This window comes from Bacteroides fragilis NCTC 9343 (genome assembly GCF_000025985.1).
GTDB lineage: Bacteria > Bacteroidota > Bacteroidia > Bacteroidales > Bacteroidaceae > Bacteroides > Bacteroides fragilis.
The window spans coordinates 2,759,083-2,780,774 of record NC_003228.3 but is presented as its reverse complement, the minus strand read 5'-3'; the positions used below and the strand labels follow the sequence as shown (position 1 = coordinate 2,780,774).

The window sequence follows — 21,692 nt, the reverse complement described above, 5'->3', positions numbered from 1 at the left end:
GGGAATTCGCTTTGCAAGCCTTTTTCCGGCTTTTATTTTAGATGTGTGGGTGTCGCATTGGCAGAAAATCTTATCTTTGCGTCCTATTATCAATTTAAAAAAAAGAAAAACATAAATGAACAATTCCCCTCAGCCTGCTGCCAAAGGGTTCACAAGAGCCTTTTATGTCAGCAACACAGTCGAACTGTTTGAACGCATGGCTTACTATGCTGTGTTTATCGTTCTCACTATTTACTTATCTACTATTTTAGGTTTTAATGATTTCGAAGCAAGTATGATTTCCGGTCTTTTTTCCGGTGGATTATACTTGCTTCCTATTTTTACCGGAGCATATGCCGATAAGATTGGTTTTCGTAAATCAATGCTTGTTGCCTTTTCGTTATTAACTGCCGGATACTTTGGTTTAGGAGTATTGCCTACATTGCTTGAAAGTACCGGGTTGGTGAGCTATGGGGCAAGTACCCATTTTAGTGGATTGACAGATAGCGTTTTCCGTTGGTTGATAGTGCCGGTTTTATTTATAATCATGATAGGCGGCTCATTTATTAAGTCTGTTATTTCGGCTTCTGTTGCCAAGGAAACAACCGAGGCTACCCGTGCACGTGGATATTCTATTTTCTACATGATGGTTAACATCGGTGCTTTTACCGGAAAAACAGTTATCGATCCTCTCCGAAATATGATTGGTGATCAGGCATATATTTACATAAACTATTTCTCCGGATTTATGACTCTCATTGCTTTGTTGGCTGTTTTCTTTTTGTATAAATCAACTCACACCGTAGGAGAAGGAAAAAGTATGCGTGAGATCGGACAAGGTTTCTTGCGTATTGTCACCAATTGGCGTTTATTGATTCTAATACTTATTATCACGGGATTTTGGATGGTGCAGCACCAACTTTATGCTACGATGCCAAAGTATGTAATTCGTATGGCAGGTGAAACAGCCAAACCGGGCTGGATTGCTAATGTAAATCCTTTTGTTGTAGTATGTTGCGTTAGTTTTGTAACTCGTTGGATGGCAAAACGAAGTGCCATTACCTCAATGAATATTGGTATGTTTCTGATTCCGGTCTCTGCTCTATTGATGGCATGCGGCAATCTTTTGGATAATGAAGTTGTTTCTGGAATGAGCAACATTACATTGATGATGATTGCCGGTATTGTAGTTCAAGGTTTGGCAGAATGTTTTATATCTCCCCGTTATCTGGAATATTTTTCTCTCCAGGCTCCCAAAGGTGAGGAAGGTATGTATTTAGGGTTTAGTCATCTTCATTCTTTTTTATCTTCCATTTTCGGATTTGGTCTTGCCGGCGTTCTGCTGACCAAGTATTGTCCGGATCCAACTTTGTTTGAATCCAGAGAGGCCTGGGAAGTTGCCAGTGTGAATGCACATTACATCTGGTATTACTTTGCGGCAATCGGTTTGGTTGCAGCAATTGCTTTGCTTATTTTTGCAAAAATCACTGATTTCATCGATAAAAAGAAGAAAACTAACGTCTGATTGTTTCCTTTTTTATGTATATTTGCCGACAATTTGCCATAAAAGTTGCCGGCAATTTGCATTAAAAAGAAGAGAATAATGAAGATTAGATTTATAAGCCTGGCCAGTGGCAGTAGTGGAAACTGCTATTATCTAGGTACCGAAAAATACGGCATACTCATTGATGCGGGTATTGGAATTCGTACCATTAAAAAATCACTGAAGGACATAAATGTGACTATGGACTCAATACGTGCAGTATTTATTACTCACGATCATGCCGATCATATTAAAGCTGTAGGACATTTAGGTGAGAAATTGAATATTCCGGTATATACTACGGCACGTGTACATGCAGGAATCAATAAAAGCTATTGTATGACAGAAAAGTTGCATGGCTCTGTACGCTATTTGGAGAAAGAAGAGCCGATGCTATTGGAAGATTTTCGTATCGAGTCTTTTGAAGTTCCGCATGATGGAACAGATAATGTAGGTTATTGTATAGAAATTGACGGAAAGGTTTTTTCATTCCTTACCGACTTGGGAGAGATTACTCCAACCGCTGCCCGATATATTTGCAAAGCCCACTATCTGATCATTGAGGCTAATTATGATGAAGAAATGCTTCGTATGGGACCTTATCCGACATATCTGAAAGAGCGTATCTCAAGTAAAACAGGTCATATGAGTAATATAGATACCGCCAACTTTCTTGCGGAAAACATAATGGAGCATCTTCGTTATATTTGGCTTTGCCATCTGAGTAAAGATAATAATCATCCGGAGTTAGCATATAAGACAGTTGAGTGGAAATTGAAGAGTAAAGGTATTATTGTCGGGAAAGATGTGCAACTACTTGCTTTAAAGAGAAATACGCCTTCGGAGCTCTATGAGTTTGAATAAATGTGAGAAAAAAAGAGTAAAAAACAGGTCTGTTTATTTGGTAGTATAAAATAAAAGCCATACTTTTGCAACCGCAAACGAGAAACAAGCACTCTTAGCTCAGCTGGTAGAGCAATTGACTCTTAATCAATGGGTCCAGGGTTCGAGTCCCTGAGGGTGTACAAAAGGAGATTATAAATAATCTCCTTTTTGTTTTTGGTGACATTTTGAAATATTGTTTTATCTTTGCCACCGCAAAAATTAATTTGATGAAAACAACTTATCAGTTTAACATACTCGTCAATCATTTGGAGCTGGCTTAGCTACAGTTCCATCCTATTTTAGATATACCTTAGGTTTTTCAGGGAGGTATCCTATTCTTTCTTCTTCTGTATAGATGCAATAGGGAAATAATTTCATTCTTTATCAAACTTATTATGAATAATTGGAAGAAAAAGTTTATCATTATATGGACAGGGCAACTATTCTCTATACTAAGTAGTTCTATTGCCCAGTTTTCTATTGTTTTGTGGATTAGTCTTAAAACGGGATCTGCGGAGGTATTGTCATTTGCAACTATCGCTGCTTTATTACCACAAGCTTTATTAGGCCCTTTTGCCGGCGTCTTTGTCGATCGTTGGAATCGTAAATGGACTATGATTGGTGCTGACAGTTTTGTCGCTCTCTGTTCCGGAGTGATCGCTTTACTGTTCTATTTGGATATAATCGAATTATGGCATATATATCTTTTACTTATGTTGCGTTCGGTTGGCGGTGCATTTCATACGCCTGCCATGAAATCCTCTGTACCATTGTTGGCACCGGAAAAAGAACTTATGCGCATTGCGGGTATCAATCAAGCTATCCAGTCGATTTGTAACATTGGTGGTCCGGCTCTTGGAGCCATATTGCTTCTTGCGTTTGACATGAGTCTTGTCATGCTTCTAGATGTATTGGGAGCTATAATAGCTTGTACAGCTTTACTTTTTGTGTATATTCCCAATCCTAAACAAGAAAATACCTCAGCTAGAAATGTACTTTATGATATGCGAGATGGATTTAATGTAATTATGCGTAATAAAGGAGTCAGTTGGGTAATGGTAACTGAAGTTCTGGTTACATTTTTTGTTATGCCAATGGTGGCATTGATGCCGTTGATGACTTTGAAAAATTTCTCGGGAACAGCATATCAAGTAAGTTTGATAGAAACTCTTTTCGGTGCTGGCATGTTGGCCGGTGGTGCCTTATTGGGTGTATGGAATCCAAAGATACGTAAAACCTTGCTGATTGCTATTTCCTATTTTTTGCTTGGTGCGGCATTGGCATTTTGTGGAATACTTCCGGCTGATGGTTTTGTACTTTTTGCAGCATTAACAGTGGCACAAGGTATAGTTGTCCCATTTTTTTCCGGGCCTTTTACTTCATTACTGCAAACTCAGTTTAAACCGGCATATTTAGGACGTGTGTTTTCTCTTTTTGACAGCGTGAGCTTATTGCCTTCTATCATTGGGTTGTTCATTACCGGATTTATTGCTGATAGTTTAGGAATAGCCAATATTTTTATCTGTTGTGGGATAGCAATTGTATTTACCTCAATTTTGATGATGTGCATTCCGGCTGTCAGAGATATGGAAAAGCAAAGTAAATAGATATGGGATTGGTTATCCTCTGATCATTTATTTGATAAAAAGCTGATCACCGTTCGTGCTTCTTTACTTATCATCGGTAAAGAATCGCAAATGGTGATCCAGCCTCTCTATAGGATTACAATAGGAAATATGATCAGACGATGGAAGCAATAGCCAATTAAAAAATGAATTGAAATCGTCCTTGAAAAACACTAAAGTTTTTACGGCTGATCTCTTTTATACTGGCTCCGGGCATCAGATAGCTATAGTTTAATTTTATACCTATATATTTATTAATATAATAGTTGAGTCCGATGGAGATATCTTTTTGTTCTCCTCCCCAAATGGCGGCATCCTCATCGTTGAGTGTCAAATAGTTAAATCGTGAACAAATCTCCAGACTTTTTCCTTCCGGACGACCGGCACATGCAACAGATTCATCGTACAGATAAGTTTCTCCGGATAAAAGCCAAGAGCACTGAAGGTAGGCTCCTTGTGCCACATAGTTCTTAAAAGCATTGTCTCGTTCCACATGAGTACGTATATATTCACTTTGCAGGCAGAAACGGTGATAATAAACCAGTAATTCTGTGCCAAATTTTATCTGATACGCTGCATGATCAATAGTAGCCATTGCAATATTTCGGTTATCAATCGTACTCACACCAGGAGATTTATAGATAAATATGTTTTTATCTTCTTCATTTAAGGATTCGTTAGGGGTACGGTAATTGGCCGCAAAACCTATATGAATAAGCTTCTTGCTATCTAAAACCGGACGATATACTACCCTGCCATCCAAAGCATATCCATGTGACGCTTTTTTTAGGTTGTTGACTTCATTATCCATGAATGCCCCTCCTGACATATAATAACGTTTGTTTCGGTAACTATAAGTGATTCCCATTCGCCTGCCGTTTGTTAATGCAAGAACAGCTCCTGGAGATTGATTAAAGCGAATGTCGAAAGTGCTGCACATCATTTCTAAACTAAACGGTTCGTAGAATTGTCCGACTTGTATAGAGTGGTTCTTGTATGTGTACTTTGCAAAAGCATCTTTTATTGTCGCTTTATTGCCGGTATAGCCTATTTCAAGTTTCATATCCCAATTTTGATATGCGACTTTTGCACCTATCCGAAGATCACTGAATTCAACTCCATTACCAAAATTATTATCATTCTTGAGATAAACACCGCCATCCAGAAGCATGCGTCCTGTCACTTTACATTGTAGTTTATCCGGATTAGACTGTGCTGAAGATATCAAAGCGTAAGATATACCTAATAGATAAAATAAGGTGTGTTTTAAATATAAATTCATTCGTTATTAGATTTTTAGTTTTGCTGTTTATTTCGACTACAAAAATACATCAAAAGAAATATAGATGAAATGAATATTATAAATTATTGATATAATGGTATGCCCAACCGCTTGAAATATTATAATATTAATGCAATAAAATTGATGTGGAGAATTATCAGCATAGTGGATCTTATAAAATATTATATCCATATCTGTTGGATTATAATAGTTTACGTGAATTATTCGATGGAGATTATTATAAAGCCTATCTAAAAAACTCCTTAGAATATTTTTCTTTATTCAAAGTGTAATTTGTTTTTTACTAAATATTAATCTGAAAATTTCTTCTTTGCTATACATCATTGTGAATGAGATCGTTTGTTTTGTGTGATTATTTGCAACTTGATACTTAAAAACAACAGTTTATTCTTTATACGGAATAAAAGACATTATTCCGTATTAAAAAAGTCTCTTAAATATTTGCCATTTAAAAATAAAGGTTTACCTTTGCACCCGAAATCAAGAATGCTTGATGGCAATGCACTCTTAGCTCAGCTGGTAGAGCAATTGACTCTTAATCAATGGGTCCAGGGTTCGAGTCCCTGAGGGTGTACAAGTTAAAAAGGAAAAGCTCTGAAAATCATTTATTTTTAGGGTTTTTCCTTTTTTATTATTTCAGGATATAATGTAAAATCTGAGGAGAATTTCTCTTTCTGATAATACAAAAATCCAAATGAGTTCAATTAAATGCCCTATACAAGTACGTCCATTTGCTATCTAGAAATTGTTTTATTTCTTCTTATATATCACTTCTCTAAGTCCAGCCATAAAGGAGTACACATACCAGTTCGCTAAATGGGAGTATCGTCTGATTGACAGGTGTAAAACCGAACAGAGGAGCAATAGAACGAATGAGGCAAAAATTGATTTTATACGTTTGTCATTGTTCTTATGAAATGTTAGCATTCTTGCGCTGACATCAGTTTCTTTTTAATGATAATACCCTTCAGATTGAAAAGTTATATGTAAAATTGATGAGGATATTGAGTTTTATGTATTTGACAGTAAATAGATGGATAATTATAGCAAAAAGACTGGAAAAAAATGGTTTTAATTTTGTTTTTAACTCCAAAACTTACTATCTTTAGGAAATTGATTATTATTGGGGGCAATTAATAAGTCCTGGCCCACAGGCGAATGATATGAGAATACAATTTGAAATTAAAGAAAAATTACCTGATATTATCGGGGAAATTCTGAATTCCGAAAAATGGATGACCCTTATTAAGGAAGATATTTCGGGTAGGAAATTGGTTGTAATCCGTGATCAGGCATTCGATTCGGAGGCAACTGTGGAGATTTACTCTCGCGAAGTGACTATTAAGACAGCATGGTCCAGATACACTTATCGGCTGTTTGTTTTAGGAGACTGTGTATGGTGTGAGTATAATGGTGCTTATCGTGGATTATTAGAGCAAAAACTGTTACCATCTATCACCCCTAAAGAGAGTCTGTTGGATTCGGAAGTTCTGGACAGCTCATTGTATGGGCATGAAAAGAAGAAACTTCGGGAATATGCTGAAGATAATCTTAAACTGAAGAAATTCAGACGTGAGAATTTTAATGAAAATCGTACGGGGGTAGCTCCTTTTGATCATCCAAAGAAAGTATATGATGAATTCATTAAGGAAGACTACATTGCTCCTTCCTCGAAGGAGAATAATAAATAGAAATAATGAAAGGAGGACATACTATTGTATAGATCCTCCTTTATTTTTTTATAGATTCTACTCGATATCTTCCATTTCGGGTGCATCATGTATACTTTTTACGATAAATGTCCATATAATGAACAAAAAGAATAGATAGAAAAATAGATAGTCCATAGTTACTTTTTTTTATATTGTTGATATAACAGATCAGATATCAAAAAGATGCTCACATTATATTTTTTTTGCAATACCGATAAAAAATGCATTGCCTTTTTGAAGCAATGCATTTTCTTTGAAGTCAATATTTAATAAAACAGTTATTAATCATCGGAATAGCCATACTCTTTGAGAATATTTCTGCCTATTTCTTCAAGACAACTTTTCAAGAACTTCCATATTTCTTTCATGATTATATTCGCTAATGTTTATTGATATAACAAAAGTGATAATTTATGGGTCGGATATTATTCTTGTTTTTTTCAGATTTTATCGTTATTTGATTTGTATCAAGTAAACAATACAAAACTGCCAGTTGTTTATATTATAAAATCTAAAAATATAAACTTATGATTTACAAATTTTTATTTCCTCTAAAACCAGACAGTGCCGGAGCATCTCTATTCTTGTTGATTCTAAGAATTTCGTTTGGCCTGTTGTTGATGAATCATGGTATACAAAAGTGGAGCAATTTTCAGGAACTTTCCACATCCTTTCCTGATCCATTAGGGCTGGGTTCTCCCCTCTCTTTAGGATTGGCTGTTTTTGCAGAGTTGGCATGTTCAATGGCCTTTATTATAGGCTTCTTATATAGATTGGCTATGATTCCGATGATTTTTACTATGGTAATTGCATTCTTTGTTATTCATGCCAATGATATTTTTGCAATGAAAGAGCTGGCGTTAGTATATCTGATTATTTTTGTTTTGATGTATATTAGTGGTCCCGGGAAATATTCAGTTGATTATGTGATAGGACGACAACTCAAAAACAAACGAAAATTGTAAATGGAAAAGTAACCTAAATTTGTTCTCTTTGACTAAAAAGATTATATTTGCAGCATATAACTGGATCATTTTTATATAAATGATCTATAATATTAACGTAATAACAAATAATAAATTTAGTATGAAAAAGAACAGATTGACTTTGGTTGCTGCCATTTTTCTCAGTGGTACTATCCTATTTAGTTCATGTGTAGGATCATTCGGACTGTTTAATCGTATTTCTTCCTGGAACCAGTCTATTGGTACGAAATTTGTGAATGAACTTGTTTTTCTTGCTTTAAATATCGTTCCGGTATATGGTGTTGCTTATCTGGCGGACGCTTTGGTTATCAATTCTATTGAGTTCTGGAGTGGAACCAACCCGATGGCTAATGTAGGTGATGTTAAGAAAGTGAAAGGTGAGAATGGGGATTATTTAGTAAAGACTCTTGAAAATGGCTATTCTATCACTAAAGAAGGTGAAGATTCAGCTATGGAGTTGATTTATAATAAAGAAGCAAATACTTGGAATGTTGTTGCCGATGGAGTTAGCACAGAGCTATTGAAAATGAACAATGACGGTACTGCTGAAATGAACTTACCGAATGGAGATAAAATGAATGTAACTCTTGATGCACAAGGTATGATGGCTGCACGTCAGGCTACAATGGGTGGACTGCTCTTTGCTGCACGTTGATTATTGAAATAAATAAAATATAAAGATGAAACTTAAACTCTGAGAGTAAGTTTCATCTTTTTTGTATCTATCTCCCTGTAATGTATAACTAGAATGGATAGCCTACTGCAAAATGGAATGCGAAATCGCGGCTGAATCTAGGATGAATAATAGGATAGCGCTCTTTTGCTTTTTTATATTTAGGATTTATAGCTTTCATCCCCCCATCAAAGCGAAGTACAAAAAAGTCTAAGTCAAGTCTGAGCCCTAATCCATAAGCAACGGCAATCTGCTTATAAAACTTATCAAATTCAAAAACACCACCCGGCTGATTTTCATATTCACGAATAGTCCATATATTTCCTGCATCGATAAATGCTGCTCCACGAAACTTCCAGAATAGACGAGTACGGTATTCGATACTTGCATCCAGTTTAATATCTCCGGATTGATTCATGAAATTCCCATCTCCGGCAAAGGATCCCGGTCCTAAATTGCGTACGGACCATCCTCTAACACTGTTTGCTCCTCCTGAAAAATATCTTTTTTCAAAAGGAACTACTTTGGCATTTCCATAAGGAACAGCGATTCCTATTCCGGCATGAAATGCAAGAGAATTACGATGGTCAATAATAATATTTTTGGCAAAATCAAAATCTCCTTTTAAATATTGTGCATATGGTATACCTAAAATAGCATATTCGCCATCTTTATTTTTTCTCATATTAATCATTTTCGAAATTCCGTAAAGAATATTACCTGCTGATTCGAAGCCTGCCCGTATAGAATAAGAATTAGTTGTAATTGTATTATTGACAAGAGCTCCACCCGCACTATTATAGCTATAATTGTATCCCATACGTACAATCAAACGATTTTCATAATTATATTTGAGAATATAATTATCTTTATCCTTATTAATATAATCTTCCTGGAATTGAGACGAAATCCAAGGCAGATAGAGATAACTGATATCCAACAAATCGATGCGATGCTGTATTTTCTGTTTTTGCATCCATTTATAGCTCCAAGAAGCCGAGGCAATGGTACGTGAGAACTCCGGACGTAATTGATAATTATATTGCAAGCCGAATTCTGTAGTTGCTTTTATTCGTCGTTTAAAGTCAGACGTGAGAAAAGGAAACAAGAAATTGGGGAAATTAATGCTTGTTTCGACTCCGTATTCAGTATAGTTATGGTTCTTATAACCCGGTTGTAATCCCGAAATAGCCTCGTATGCTCCACGAAACTTTACCATGAAGGTTTCCGAGCCGCGGAATAAATTTCTATGTTGAAAAGAAACAGATGCGGCAGCTCCCAAATCTCCTGCAGAATTAGTGCCTTCCAGTTCAAAAGAGATAGATTTATGCTTGCTTTTAGTTAGCATGACATAACAATTTAATTGGGTGCTATCACCATTTTGAGTTTCGAAAAAACGAATATTAGTATATTTGAGCGCCGATAGTCGCCCAAAGTAAGTATAAGTCTTCTGTACATTACGTTCGTCATATAAATCTCCGGATGCAAATCTCAGGTTATCCACTAACACTTTGGGACGTAAATATAGCTTGTCTTTATAGTAGATCGGAAATCCATTATAATGCAAGGAATCGTTGATCTCAATGCTACTCAAAGCTGACGATTGCAGAACATCATAATCGGTAATGAAATTGATTTTGTTAATCTTATACTGAAAATGCTCTTTAGGAGTATCTCCGACATAAGTTTTATAAGGTAATAAGTGTAAAGTGAGATCCACCTGATGGGTATTGCGGGCAGTGTCAGCTGTATAAGTAATGTAATCCTTATTAAATTTATAATAACCGTTACATAATAGATAGTCTGTAATGCGCTGTCGTTCCGCATCGAGTACATTTACATCGAAAAGCATTCCTTCTCTTAACATTGATTGGGTAGAATCATTCCGAAGATATTCTGCTATTTTCTTATCAGAAATATCATATTTCAGTGTACGTACAATATAAGGTTTGCCTGAAGTGATTTCATAAAATAATTTTAGCTTTTTCTTTTTCGTTTTTGTAGTTCTTTTTACGCTAGCTCCCATATATCCTAAATTTTGCACTGCTTTAGCAATTTCTTCTTGAGAGCGTATAGCGTCGGATTCATTGTATATTACCGGAGCATCTCCTATTTTACGCAGGAATCGATTGAACCATTTTGTAGAATCCCGTCCGGACCAATTATATACATATAGCTGGGTTTTGATGGTACTGAACCATTTAGAATTAGGATTCTGGCGAACATAAAGTCGCATGTCCGAAGGTTTTATTTCTTTATTGTCAGTATGTATTTTTACCTCATCCAATAGATAAGAGCCATCCGGTACAAACTTAGTGGCAGAGCACGAAGCCAGTGACAAAGCAAGATAAAGAAGAATCGTGTAAAGAATCCCTTTCTTCATATACGGTTTTTAATAGATTATGCCAAACAAGATACAAATATAAACCATATTTTTCGTTTTGGGAAATAAAAATGCCGGAAGAGCTGAAAAGCATCTTCCGGCATTTTTATAGATGATTATATCATTTAAGTGTAAAACGGACTGGAAGTGTAAACCGTGAATTCACTTCCTGACCATTTTTTTGTTTTCCCGGAGTCCAGTCAGGCATTAAATTTATGATCCGTATGGCCTCTGCGTCAAGTGATGGAGATACACTTTTCACAACTTTCGGATCAATAATTTTACCATTTTTGGTAACAACAAACTGTATCACAACCTGACCTTCCTGCTTACTTTCAATAGCTTGTGCCGGATAAGTAATATTCTTGTAGAGAAACTCGAGACACGCTTTCATTCCTCCCGGAAATTCGGGAGCTGTGTTCACTATATCATATACCTGGTCTCCCAAGATAGATACACTATCCGGTACAGCTTCTTCTTTTGAAGTGACAGTGTCTTTCACTTCGGTAGTGGCCTGATCATTACTTGTTGTTTTGCTTCCACAATTGCTAAATAATAACAGCATGGCTACTGCCGACAAAAATATCAGGAATTTACTTTTCATAATTCTTTGAGTTCTTTTTTCGTTCAACATTTCAATTAGTTTTTAAAGGTAATACTTGAGTGAATATTTAAATTTGCTGCAGCCGTTCAATATATTCCAAGGATTCTGATATATACCTATTGTTTAAAGTTTTTCTATATTTAATAGAGGAGGAACTTTTTCTAAAAACAGTAAATTATAATTCTTTTCTTTTATTATATTTCATATATTATTCGTAAAAGGATTCTCTACTTTGTATATCAATATAATATCGTATAACAAATCTACTAAAATTAAGTAGATTATACGATTTTATCAATGTAAATATTGTTAATGGGAATGAAATTAATCCATAAAAGGAAGGTAAATATGATAGCTAATTAAGAATATCTTTATAGCTTTGCCATAAAATGAGATTTAGATGAGCATATTAAGTAAAAATAGAATAAAATATATTCGTTCGCTGGAATTAAAGAAAATCAGGAAAGAGGAAAAAGTTTTTTTAGCAGAAGGTCCGAAGCTTGTTGGTGATGTATTAGGATATTTCCCTTGTAAACTATTGATAGCAACATCTGATTGGCTTGAGGAACATCCTGCAGTTCAAGCAGCAGAAGTCATTGAAGTAACTTCAGAGGAGCTTTCCCGTACCAGTCTGTTGAAGACACCACAACAGGTATTAGCATTGTTTGAACAACCTGAATATGAAATCGATATGGAAGCTATCCGCAATTCTTTGTGTTTGGCTTTGGACGATATACAAGATCCTGGAAATCTTGGTACGATCATTCGTCTTGCCGATTGGTTCGGAATTGAGCACATTTTTTGTTCGCCCAACACAGTTGATGTGTTCAATCCCAAGACAATACAAGCCACAATGGGAGGAATTGCCAGAGTAAAAGTGTATTATACAGCTTTACCGGACTTGATGCATTCGTTAGGGAATGTACCTGTATATGGTACTCTTTTAGATGGGGAAAATATGTATGAACAACCCTTGTCGAAGAATGGAATTATAATAATGGGCAACGAAGGAAATGGTATCAGCCCTGAGATAGAGAAGCTGGTAAACCGTAAGTTATATATCCCTAACTATCCTGCAGAACGAGAGACTTCAGAATCACTAAATGTTGCTATTGCTACTGCAATTGTCTGTGCAGAGTTTCGGCGACAGGCTGCATTGTAACAAAATTGAAAGGATATAATAAATAAGCCCGCCATTTCATATCTATGGTAACTTTCGGAATATAAATACTTTGTTTTTCTATATTAGTAAAGTTAAACAAAGTATTTATATCTGATTCTTCTTGTGGAGTCAGTAGTATGACACCCGGAAACCATTCTACAGACTCTATTTCTTCGCTGAAAGGAAAGATATGACAAATATATCCTCCTTCTATTTCTATCGCATATTGCTTTAAAAATCCACTTCCCGGAACAAATAAATAATGTGCAGCAAAACGCTTCATATTCTCTCTTAATTATTCTGACGACGTAATGGCCTCCTTGGATTGGTCCTTTGTTGTCTTTCCAATTGCTGTTTCTCTTTTTCTATCTGCATCTCTTTCTCACGTTGTTCCGGTTTAATAGGCCGGACATCATTATTAGGACGATTCAGATCGTTCGGATTCGTACGTTGATGGGATGATGATGCTTGAATAGTGTCTTTGGGAGTTTTCTTCTGAATAGAATCGTTTTTACTTTTTTCTTTTATTGAATCAGTTTTTAGAGAATCTTTACTTATCTGTGTTATTGAATCATTTGCATGATAACGGGTCAATGAAATATCACTGACCAGAAGTGTTATTGATTCCTCAGATAGCGGACAAAAGATAAATCCTTTTATCTCCTTGATATTCATTGTATCCGATTGGAGACGAATATTTTGAATGCCAGATTTAAAAATGTGCTTCACACAACTATGGGTCACTGTGTCGTTTTCATAAACAATCTGCATAGCCATTATTGGAGCCATTGTTGAATCAGGAATTTCACTCAGGAAGTTATATTGCATTTTCCAAAGCAACACATCGCGTTTTTTGAAGTTCGTATCAGAAGGTAGAGTGAACGTAAATTTATTGTTTAATGGAGCCTCTGTTAATTGAGCAATTCGCTGCCATGCCCAAACATTGATGCTGTCACCCGGAGCAGACATCTTAGGTTTATTGTCACGTAATGCAATCAGATGGTTGATGGCATTTTGCTGCGCTTTCAGTCTTTTGTTCACTTTCTCATAGATTTCCGATAATATTTTTGTATTTCGGGTATACCATACCATTGATGAGTCGAAAACTTCTTCTGTCGTACCATACTTTTTGAATACTGCTTCGACGTACAATGCCTTTTTATAGTTCTCACCACCGGGCATGTTCTCTCCCATCGCTTTGGCAATGTGATAATCGTATAATAAATTTTCCATCTCCGATTCTGATATGACGCTGTCCGGCCTTTTCACCTTACAAGCAGATACAATCAGTACCAAAAGACAAATACAACATAATTGAAATCGGAAAAACTTTTTCATTACCTGTTTTTTACTTTTTAGTCACAGAATGATGATATGAATCATTCAGGTATTTGCTGTAGAATAGTAATAAGGCAATAATTCCGCAACTAATGGCGGCATCTGCAAAATTAAAGATCGGACTGAAGAAAATAAAATGTTCTCCTCCGACAAAAGGCATCCATGTCGGCCAGTTGGTATCAATGATCGGGAAATAGAACATATCGACAACTTTACCATAGAACCAAGTAGAATAACCGCCGCCATCAGGCATGAAACTGGCTATTTGTGAATGTGTACTTTCGTTGAAGATGACTCCATAGAATACACTGTCGATGATATTACCCAATGCACCGGTTAGAATTAATGATACACAGATAATATATCCGGTCTTTAATCCTCTTTTTACGATTTTGTATAGATACCATCCTATTAATCCTACTGCAACGATTCGGAATGTAGTTAAAAAGAGTTTCCCAAAAAGCTCCATTCCAAACGCCATACCATTATTTTCAGTGAAATAGATATAAAACCAGTCCGTAATGCGAATACTTTCATGCCAATACATGTGAGTTTTGATCCAAATCTTTATGACCTGATCAATAATCAAGACAGAAAAAATGACGAGTATAGCGATTTGTCCTTTCGTGAGTAGTTTTTTCATCTTTGTTAAGCTATCAGTTATACAAGTTACGAGCTACCAATGACAATCAAAAAGAGGAACACAATATAGTTGTGTGAAACCCTTGTTTCTTGTAACAGGTAGCTCGTAGCCTACTATTTATTTCTTTCCACTGTTCTTTGCTTCGATGCTCAGTGTAGCATGAGGCACAGCACGCAGACGCTCTGCAGGAATTAACTTTCCAGTTTCGCGGCAGATGCCATACGTCTTATTCTCGATACGTACCAAAGCAGCTTGCAAGCCTTGAATAAACTTCAACTGGCGTTGTGCCAAACGTGTGGTTTCTTCTTTTGACAACGTATTCGCTCCTTCTTCCAAAACCTTGTATGTAGGAGACGTGTCATCTGTATCGTTTCCGTCCAGTCCCATTAGACTTAGTTTTAACTGTTCATAGTCACGTTGTGCCAATTCCAGTTTTTCATTGATGATGGCGCGGAATTCTTCTAGTTCCGCATCCGAATATCTTGTCTTTTCTGCCATAACTTTTACTGTTTATAGATTATTAGTATTAGAATTATTCTTTCACTACATTCACAAACAAAGAGAAGTCGTCGAAATTCAATTCTGTTCCGTCTTTTACTTCATCTGCTAAAGTAAGGGATGTACCCAAAACTTGGTTACAAATATAACTATTATATTCATTTACCGCATCATCAGTCTGCGGATTTTTAGATAATGTTAATTTTATTTTGTCTGTAATCTCGAAACCGCTTGATTTACGGATATTTTGAATGCGATTTACCAATTCACGAGCAATTCCTTCACGACGGAGTTCGTCTGTCACGGTAACCTCAAGTGCAACAGTCAGTTTCCCTTCATTGGCAACCAACCATCCCGGAATATCTTCACTGAAGATTTCCACATCCGCCGATTCTATCACAGCTTCTGCTCCGCCCAAATCAAAGGTGTACTTACCATTCTTTTCAAGTTCTGCAATAGCTTCTTGTGACATTTCTGCTACAGCAGCTGCTACAGCTTTCATTTGTTTTCCAAATTTTGGTCCTAGTTTTTTGAAGTCACACTTCACTTTTTTCACCAGAACACCTGCCGCACCATCCACAAACTTGATCTCTTTTACGTTCACTTCGCTCATGATTAATGCTTTCACGGCTTCGATATGCGCTTTTTGAACTTCATCTACCACGGGAATCATAATACACTGCAATGGCTGGCGAACCTTAATGTTTACTTTACGGCGTAATGCCAGCACCATGGAAGTAACATCTTGTGCCATTTGCATTTGTGCTTCCAGTTCTTTATCAACCATTTTCTCATTGTATTCCGGGAATTTGGCAAGATGGACAGACACAACGTTATCACGACCTGTTACTCCGATCAAATCACTGTACAAGCGGTCTGCATAGAATGGAGCGATAGGTGCCATCAGTTTGGCTACAGTCTCCAAACATGTATACAGAGTCTGATATGCAGAGAGCTTATCTTGAGTGAATCCACCACCCCAGAAACGTTTACGGTTCAGGCGAACATACCAGTTAGACAGATTATCATTTACAAAATCTGAAATTAAACGTCCGGCTTTAGTCGGTTCATATTCATTGTAGCAAGTATCTACCTCTTTTACTAATGTATTCAAGACGGATAGAATCCATCGGTCAATTTCCGGACGCTCATTCATCGGAAGATCGGCTTCCTTGTATTCAAAACCGTCTACATTGGCATACAGGGCAAAGAAAGAATAAGTATTGTATAACGTTCCGAAGAATTTACGGCGTACCTCTTCAATGCCATCAACATCAAACTTCAGGTTGTCCCATGGAGAAGAGTTAGTGATCATATACCAGCGTAACGGATCAGAGCCATATTGTTCAATAGTAGAGAATGGGTCAACAGCATTACCTAAACGTTTAGACATCTTGTTGCCATTTTTATCTAATACTAATCCATTGGAAATAACAGCCTTATAAGAGACGCTATCGAATACCATTGTTGCAATGGCATGTAAAGTAAAGAACCATCCGCGAGTTTGGTCTACTCCTTCCGCTATAAAATCGGCCGGGTATACCTGATGACTATCCAACAATTCTTTATTTTCAAATGGATAATGAATCTGGGCATACGGCATTGCGCCCGAATCAAACCATACGTCGATCAAGTCTGCTTCACGTTTCATCGGCTTCCCGTCCTTTGAGACAAGGATAATATCGTCTACATAAGGGCGATGAAGATCTATCTTATTATAATTCTCTTCATTATATTCACCCGGTACGAAACCTTTATCTTTATAAGGATTCGACTGCATATATCCTGCAGCGACTGATTTTTCTATTTCATTATATAGCTCTTCAACCGACTCGATACATTTTTCGTCACTGTTATCTTCTGTTCGCCAAATCGGTAATGGAGTACCCCAATAACGAGAACGGCTTAAGTTCCAGTCATTCAGGTTTTCCAGCCATTTTCCAAAGCGACCGGTTCCGGTAGACTCCGGTTTCCAGTTAATAGTCTTATTCAATTCTATCATGCGTTCTTTGCAAGCTGTAGAACGAATAAACCAGCTGTCCAGCGGATAATATAGTACCGGTTTATCTGTACGCCAGCAATGGGGATAATTATGCACATGCTTCTCTATTTTGAAAGCTTGATTATTAACCTTCATCATCATACAGATACTTACATCCAATGACTCATCCTGATCGGACAGGTTTGGATCATATGCATTCTTCACAAAGCGGCCAGCATACTCTTTATATAAATCTACGTTAACTCGCTGTTTTATAAAGTCTTCATCCAATTCATCTAAAGTATAGAATTTACCGGTCAAATCTACCATCGGACGAAGTTCTCCCTTTTTATTAACCAACTGTAGCGGAGGTATGCCGGCAGCTTTTGCTACTTGGGCGTCATCGGCACCAAATGTAGGTGCAATATGTACGATACCTGTACCGTCTTCCGTCGTTACATAATCGCCCAAAATTACTCTGAAAGCACCTTCGCCCGGATTTACCCACGGAATTAATTGCTCGTATTCCATGCCTACTAAATCAGGACCTTTATATTCAGCTATCACTTTGAAAGGAACCAACTTATCACCTGCCTTATAATCTTCCAGCTTCAGTTCGGCTGCTTTCGGATTAAAATGTGCATTCAATAACGCCTTTGCCAATACCACCGTGATGGGTTGTCCTGTATATGCGTTATATGATTGAACTGCTACATAATCAATTTTAGGGCCGACACAGAGTGCGGTATTTGAAGGTAATGTCCATGGAGTAGTGGTCCATGCCAGGAAATAAGGAGTGCCCCATTGTGCCATTTCCGGTTTGGGGTTCTTCATTTTGAATTGTGCCACTACTGTCGTATCTTTCACGTCCCGATAACATCCCGGTTGATTCAGTTCGTGTGAACTTAATCCGGTTCCTGCTGCCGGAGAATAGGGTTGGATGGTGTATCCTTTATACAGTAATCCTTTTTTATACAATTGTTTTAGCAACCACCACAAGGTTTCGATGTAACGATTATCATATGTAATGTATGGATGCTTCATATCCACCCAATAGCCCATTTTGTGGGTCAGGTCTTCCCATTCCTTTGTAAACTTCATCACATCCTGACGACAGTGAGCATTGTATTCGGCTACTGAAATTGTTTTTCCAATATCCTCTTTTGTGATTCCCAAAGACTTTTCAACCCCCAACTCAACAGGAAGTCCGTGTGTGTCCCAACCGGCTTTACGTTTCACCTGATAGCCCTTCATCGTTTTGTAACGACAGAAAATATCTTTGATAGAACGAGCCATTACGTGGTGAATACCCGGCATACCGTTAGCTGATGGAGGTCCTTCAAAAAATACAAACGAAGGACAGCCTTCACGTTCTGTCATACTCTTGGCGAAAACTTGGTTTTCGTCCCATTTTTTCAACACGTCCTTATTCACCTTCGAAAGGTCGAACTGCGAATATTCGGCAAATTTCTTGCTCATGGCTATATTTACAATTTTACTATATTACAATTTAAGATTGGGATACCCTCCCTATTTTAAGGGTGCAAATGTACAAAAACATTCGTTTTCATACAAGAAAAGGCTTTTTAATTTCAGTATGATAGAAAAGGCTATCTTGTGAAAAGAGTGTAAAAAGTAGTAAGGGGGGTGAAACAAAAAACTACATGTCTTGTTTATCAGTGAAATTTTAAAACCTATATGTTATGAATTACGGTATAAGTGTATTGTTCAGAGCAATTCCCTTGGCAATGGCTCTGTTTTGTTTTGGCTACGGGGCGTTTATCAGTGCATATGGCGATGACTCTAACCGACTGGTAGCAGGTCCGGTAGTTTTTTCATTAGGTATGATTTGCATTGCATTATTTGCAACAGCCGCTACTATTATCCGGCAAATCATACATACTTACGGGCGAGGTTCTTTATATGCATTGCCTATTATCGGTTATCTGGCCGCTGTTGTCACAATTGTTGGCGGAATTTGCATGTTTACCCGATCTACCTCTGCCTCCTCTTTCGTAGCTGGACATGTAGTTGCCGGAGTGGGACTGATAACTACTTGTGTAGCAACCGCAGCAACATCTTCTACCCGTTTTTCATTGATTCCTGCCAACTCAAAAATGATTGGTAACGGTATTCCTAAAGGAGCGTTTACCAAGGGGCAAGAGCGTATATTAAAAACAATAGCTATCACTATATCGTTGATTGCCTGGATATGGGCTTTCGTTTTATTAGCCAAGAGTGATGTACATCCTGCTTATTTCGTAGCAGGGCATGTGATGGTAGGTTTAGCTTGCATTTGCACAAGCCTGATTGCTTTGGTTGCTACTATTGCCCGTCAAATCAGAAATGTGTATACGGATAGAGAACGTAAAAGATGGCCAAAACTCGTATTGTTGATGGGAACCGTTTCGCTTCTTTGGGGACTGTTTGTTATTTTTTCCGATTCAAGCACCACTAACGGAGTAATCGGATACATCATGATTGGGCTTGGGCTGGTTTGTTACAGCATTTCAAGTAAAGTAATTCTGCTGGCGAAAATTTGGGGAAGAGAATTTGCTTTGGCCAACCGCATCCCTTTGATTCCGGTATTGACGGCGTTGGCCTGTTTGTTTCTGGCTTCTTTCGTTTTTGAATTGGGTACGACGCATGATGATTATTTTATCCCTGCACGCGTATTAGCCGGTTTGGGTGCCATTTGCTTCACTCTCTTTTCAATTGTCAGTATTCTTGAGAGTGGAACATCTTCAAAATAAATATAAGGATATCAAAACTCACCACAGAGGACACAGAGTAACACAGAATCGATTTTAAATTGTTGATTATTAATAAAAAAAGTTCTGTGATACTCCTTGTTACTCCGTGGTGAAAAGAGTTTTGATACCCTCTTATTCATAAAATTTATTGAGTGAGATATAATATTCTAATCGGGAATTGGGTAATGTGAATGACATGTAATTGCCAAAATATACAGTTGGGCAGCCGGTTTCGCCAAGAACTTTTCCTGCATGAGATTTTTTAATGGCAGATGCAAATGTCGAGGCTCCGGAATAAGTGGATTCATTTACCAATACTGTAACTGATCCTTTATAAATGTCTGCTTTATCCCGGTTTCCCTCTACGAAAGAATCCCGAATAGCAAATAAAGAACCGTCAGGTAAATTTTTGATCTCTTCATAGGTTTCCGGATGTTTTTGCTCATTGTACCGTTTTGAGTATGAACTGATTTTTAAATCAGTTTTGATATATAATATATAAGCATCATGCGATAAGTATGACAGAAGCATGTCAACTCCGGCACTTGACCCTCCTTTGTTATTCCTGACATCTATAACCAAATTGGGTACATGTTCTCTGTTAATCACCGAAAAGACTGAGTCACAAAATTGTTTTAGTTGTGGTAATTGATATAAGTTCATTATTTGCAGAGTAGCAGTCTGTTTATCCGGACTTAGAGTATAAACAAATTGTGGCAGACTTTTGCCAAGTCGTGCTTTTAAAACAGGGAAGGCATCTGCTTGACTGATACCATTCAATGATTCTTTCCAGATCTTTTTTCCTCTTTTAATTGTAAAATCATATTTTTCACCCCAATTATATTTATACCATAGCAAAGTAGAAAGATAACTGGTCAATTGATTTTCCTTAATAGCGTTTCCTTTTTCAGCTCCCAGTAAGAGATACAATTGGCTTAATATGGTTTGACTATTTATATTATTCATACATATTATTTCATCATTTTCCTGTATTGAACAGGATATTAGAGGAAAATCAACCAATATCTTATTCTCTACTATTTTTAAGCGTAGAGGCAGAGTCAGCCCTCCATTATTCAAATAGTCAATTCTGTCTTGAGTAGCAGGAATTGTGAAATTAGTATGACCATCTTTAACAGATGCAACAAATGGAGAGACTATAAAGTAAAAATCAGAAAGGTTTCGTTCTTTATTCAACAAACAATATATTGAATCATGTTTCTTTTCAAATTCTTTTTGTGTTTGATACACAAATAAGTCCGGATGTACCTGATGTAGTAAGCTATATAAGGTGTCAAAATCTTCCTTTTGCTGGCGGGAGGTTAGTATCTGAGCATTTATTGGGATACTGAGATTACATAAAATAATTGTCATCAGAATTAAAGATGGAGTTTTCATGTTTTGCCGTTTTAAAATTAGACATTGGTGATTAAAGCTATTTAGTGAATGCTAATATAGATAATCTTTTTGGAAAACTACTTTATTCTAAGTACTAGTTTATATTTTATATTCCAGTCATCCCCAGCCGATATTATGAATAGTAGTGTGCCTTTCTAATTTAAATCTACTTCAAAATTGTATTTAATACAAATTAATAGCCCTTTTATACGTTTATTGGCATATT

The 21,692-nt window shown here is 36.8% G+C and carries 17 protein-coding genes and 2 tRNA genes; 10 read left to right on the top strand and 9 right to left on the bottom strand.

Annotated features, from left to right (window positions below; translation table 11 throughout):
• Positions 1-115 precede the first annotated feature (115 nt).
• From BF9343_RS11265 to BF9343_RS11250, 4 genes are all read left to right on the top strand, one after another.
• The gene (locus BF9343_RS11265; protein WP_005803520.1) at positions 116-1,504 is read left to right on the top strand and encodes an MFS transporter; all 1,389 of its coding nucleotides are present in this window, start codon (positions 116-118) and stop codon (positions 1,502-1,504) included.
• A gap of 78 nt (positions 1,505-1,582) precedes the next feature.
• Positions 1,583-2,386 carry an MBL fold metallo-hydrolase gene (locus BF9343_RS11260; protein ID WP_005787710.1) on the top strand — a complete coding sequence of 268 codons (804 nt, stop codon included), beginning with the start codon at positions 1,583-1,585 and terminating at the stop codon, positions 2,384-2,386.
• Between the two features lie 88 nt (positions 2,387-2,474).
• A tRNA-Lys gene (locus BF9343_RS11255) sits at positions 2,475-2,547 on the top strand.
• 255 nt (positions 2,548-2,802) lie between these two features.
• Positions 2,803-4,014: an MFS transporter gene (locus BF9343_RS11250; protein ID WP_008768825.1), complete on the top strand. Its 1,212-nt coding sequence runs from the start codon at positions 2,803-2,805 to the stop codon at positions 4,012-4,014.
• Between the two features lie 157 nt (positions 4,015-4,171).
• On the opposite strand, the gene BF9343_RS11245 is transcribed toward BF9343_RS11250, so the two are convergent.
• Entirely contained in the window at positions 4,172-5,314 is a 1,143-nt protein-coding gene (locus BF9343_RS11245; RefSeq protein ID WP_010992988.1) for an OprO/OprP family phosphate-selective porin, read from the bottom strand.
• A gap of 522 nt (positions 5,315-5,836) precedes the next feature.
• Here BF9343_RS11245 and BF9343_RS11240 point away from each other — a divergent pair.
• The 4 genes from BF9343_RS11240 (at position 5,837) to BF9343_RS11225 (ending at position 8,688) form a co-directional block, all read left to right on the top strand.
• A tRNA-Lys gene (locus tag BF9343_RS11240) sits at positions 5,837-5,909 on the top strand.
• Between the two features lie 589 nt (positions 5,910-6,498).
• Positions 6,499-7,026: a hypothetical protein gene (locus tag BF9343_RS11235; protein ID WP_005787699.1), complete on the top strand. Its 528-nt coding sequence runs from the start codon at positions 6,499-6,501 to the stop codon at positions 7,024-7,026.
• 548 nt (positions 7,027-7,574) lie between these two features.
• Positions 7,575-8,012, top strand: a complete 438-nt coding sequence (locus BF9343_RS11230; protein WP_005787693.1) for a DoxX family protein — start codon at positions 7,575-7,577, stop codon at positions 8,010-8,012.
• Positions 8,013-8,133: 121 nt separating this feature from the next.
• Positions 8,134-8,688, top strand: coding sequence for a DUF3332 domain-containing protein (locus BF9343_RS11225; RefSeq protein ID WP_005787692.1), 555 nt, complete (start codon positions 8,134-8,136; stop codon positions 8,686-8,688).
• 88 nt (positions 8,689-8,776) lie between these two features.
• On the opposite strand, the gene tamL is transcribed toward BF9343_RS11225, so the two are convergent.
• Together tamL and BF9343_RS11215 are read right to left on the bottom strand one after the other, a co-directional pair.
• Positions 8,777-11,089, bottom strand: coding sequence for a translocation and assembly module lipoprotein TamL (gene tamL, locus BF9343_RS11220; RefSeq protein ID WP_005787690.1), 2,313 nt, complete (start codon positions 11,087-11,089; stop codon positions 8,777-8,779).
• 121 nt (positions 11,090-11,210) lie between these two features.
• Entirely contained in the window at positions 11,211-11,723 is a 513-nt protein-coding gene (locus BF9343_RS11215; RefSeq protein WP_005787688.1) for an energy transducer TonB, read from the bottom strand.
• Positions 11,724-12,093: 370 nt separating this feature from the next.
• Between BF9343_RS11215 and BF9343_RS11210 the strand changes: the two genes are divergently transcribed.
• Positions 12,094-12,855 carry a TrmH family RNA methyltransferase gene (locus tag BF9343_RS11210; RefSeq protein ID WP_005787685.1) on the top strand — a complete coding sequence of 254 codons (762 nt, stop codon included), beginning with the start codon at positions 12,094-12,096 and terminating at the stop codon, positions 12,853-12,855.
• On the opposite strand, the gene BF9343_RS11205 is transcribed toward BF9343_RS11210, so the two are convergent.
• From BF9343_RS11205 to ileS, 5 genes are all read right to left on the bottom strand, one after another.
• On the bottom strand, positions 12,809-13,138 hold the full coding sequence (locus BF9343_RS11205; RefSeq protein WP_005787682.1) for a hypothetical protein: 330 nt from the start codon (positions 13,136-13,138) through the stop codon (positions 12,809-12,811). The two genes, BF9343_RS11210 and BF9343_RS11205, sit on opposite strands and share 47 nt — an antisense overlap.
• Before the next feature lie 8 nt (positions 13,139-13,146).
• A complete protein-coding gene (locus BF9343_RS11200; protein WP_010992987.1) occupies positions 13,147-14,193 on the bottom strand; it encodes a DUF4296 domain-containing protein in 1,047 nt (348 codons plus the stop codon).
• A 10-nt stretch (positions 14,194-14,203) separates the two neighbouring features.
• Positions 14,204-14,836, bottom strand: a complete 633-nt coding sequence (locus tag BF9343_RS11195) for a lipoprotein signal peptidase (RefSeq protein WP_005787678.1) — start codon at positions 14,834-14,836, stop codon at positions 14,204-14,206.
• Between the two features lie 117 nt (positions 14,837-14,953).
• The gene (locus BF9343_RS11190; protein WP_005777736.1) at positions 14,954-15,334 is read right to left on the bottom strand and encodes a TraR/DksA family transcriptional regulator; all 381 of its coding nucleotides are present in this window, start codon (positions 15,332-15,334) and stop codon (positions 14,954-14,956) included.
• A gap of 34 nt (positions 15,335-15,368) precedes the next feature.
• Positions 15,369-18,794, bottom strand: a complete 3,426-nt coding sequence (gene ileS, locus BF9343_RS11185; RefSeq protein WP_005787674.1) for an isoleucine--tRNA ligase — start codon at positions 18,792-18,794, stop codon at positions 15,369-15,371.
• Positions 18,795-19,018: 224 nt separating this feature from the next.
• On the opposite strand from ileS, the gene BF9343_RS11180 reads away from it, so the two are divergent.
• On the top strand, positions 19,019-20,068 hold the full coding sequence (locus BF9343_RS11180) for a DUF2776 domain-containing protein (RefSeq protein WP_010992986.1): 1,050 nt from the start codon (positions 19,019-19,021) through the stop codon (positions 20,066-20,068).
• A gap of 132 nt (positions 20,069-20,200) precedes the next feature.
• On the opposite strand, the gene BF9343_RS11175 is transcribed toward BF9343_RS11180, so the two are convergent.
• Positions 20,201-21,466, bottom strand: coding sequence for a S41 family peptidase (locus tag BF9343_RS11175; protein WP_010992985.1), 1,266 nt, complete (start codon positions 21,464-21,466; stop codon positions 20,201-20,203).
• Between the last annotated feature and the right edge of the window lie 226 nt (positions 21,467-21,692).

What these genes read in the sequence shown, in the direction of transcription:
- BF9343_RS11200 (WP_010992987.1), bottom strand. Translation starts at nt 14,193, where the DNA reads ATGAAAAAGTTTTTCCGATTTCAATTATGTTGTATTTGTCTTTTGGTA.
- BF9343_RS11175 (WP_010992985.1), bottom strand. Translation starts at nt 21,466, where the DNA reads ATGAAAACTCCATCTTTAATTCTGATGACAATTATTTTATGTAATCTC.
- BF9343_RS11205 (WP_005787682.1), bottom strand. Translation starts at nt 13,138, where the DNA reads ATGAAGCGTTTTGCTGCACATTATTTATTTGTTCCGGGAAGTGGATTT.
- BF9343_RS11260 (WP_005787710.1), top strand. Translation starts at nt 1,583, where the DNA reads ATGAAGATTAGATTTATAAGCCTGGCCAGTGGCAGTAGTGGAAACTGC.
- BF9343_RS11215 (WP_005787688.1), bottom strand. Translation starts at nt 11,723, where the DNA reads ATGTTGAACGAAAAAAGAACTCAAAGAATTATGAAAAGTAAATTCCTG.
- tamL (WP_005787690.1), bottom strand. Translation starts at nt 11,089, where the DNA reads ATGAAGAAAGGGATTCTTTACACGATTCTTCTTTATCTTGCTTTGTCA.
- BF9343_RS11195 (WP_005787678.1), bottom strand. Translation starts at nt 14,836, where the DNA reads ATGAAAAAACTACTCACGAAAGGACAAATCGCTATACTCGTCATTTTT.
- BF9343_RS11190 (WP_005777736.1), bottom strand. Translation starts at nt 15,334, where the DNA reads ATGGCAGAAAAGACAAGATATTCGGATGCGGAACTAGAAGAATTCCGC.
- BF9343_RS11230 (WP_005787693.1), top strand. Translation starts at nt 7,575, where the DNA reads ATGATTTACAAATTTTTATTTCCTCTAAAACCAGACAGTGCCGGAGCA.
- BF9343_RS11245 (WP_010992988.1), bottom strand. Translation starts at nt 5,314, where the DNA reads ATGAATTTATATTTAAAACACACCTTATTTTATCTATTAGGTATATCT.
- BF9343_RS11265 (WP_005803520.1), top strand. Translation starts at nt 116, where the DNA reads ATGAACAATTCCCCTCAGCCTGCTGCCAAAGGGTTCACAAGAGCCTTT.
- BF9343_RS11250 (WP_008768825.1), top strand. Translation starts at nt 2,803, where the DNA reads ATGAATAATTGGAAGAAAAAGTTTATCATTATATGGACAGGGCAACTA.
- BF9343_RS11235 (WP_005787699.1), top strand. Translation starts at nt 6,499, where the DNA reads ATGAGAATACAATTTGAAATTAAAGAAAAATTACCTGATATTATCGGG.
- BF9343_RS11225 (WP_005787692.1), top strand. Translation starts at nt 8,134, where the DNA reads ATGAAAAAGAACAGATTGACTTTGGTTGCTGCCATTTTTCTCAGTGGT.
- BF9343_RS11210 (WP_005787685.1), top strand. Translation starts at nt 12,094, where the DNA reads ATGAGCATATTAAGTAAAAATAGAATAAAATATATTCGTTCGCTGGAA.
- ileS (WP_005787674.1), bottom strand. Translation starts at nt 18,794, where the DNA reads ATGAGCAAGAAATTTGCCGAATATTCGCAGTTCGACCTTTCGAAGGTG.
- BF9343_RS11180 (WP_010992986.1), top strand. Translation starts at nt 19,019, where the DNA reads ATGAATTACGGTATAAGTGTATTGTTCAGAGCAATTCCCTTGGCAATG.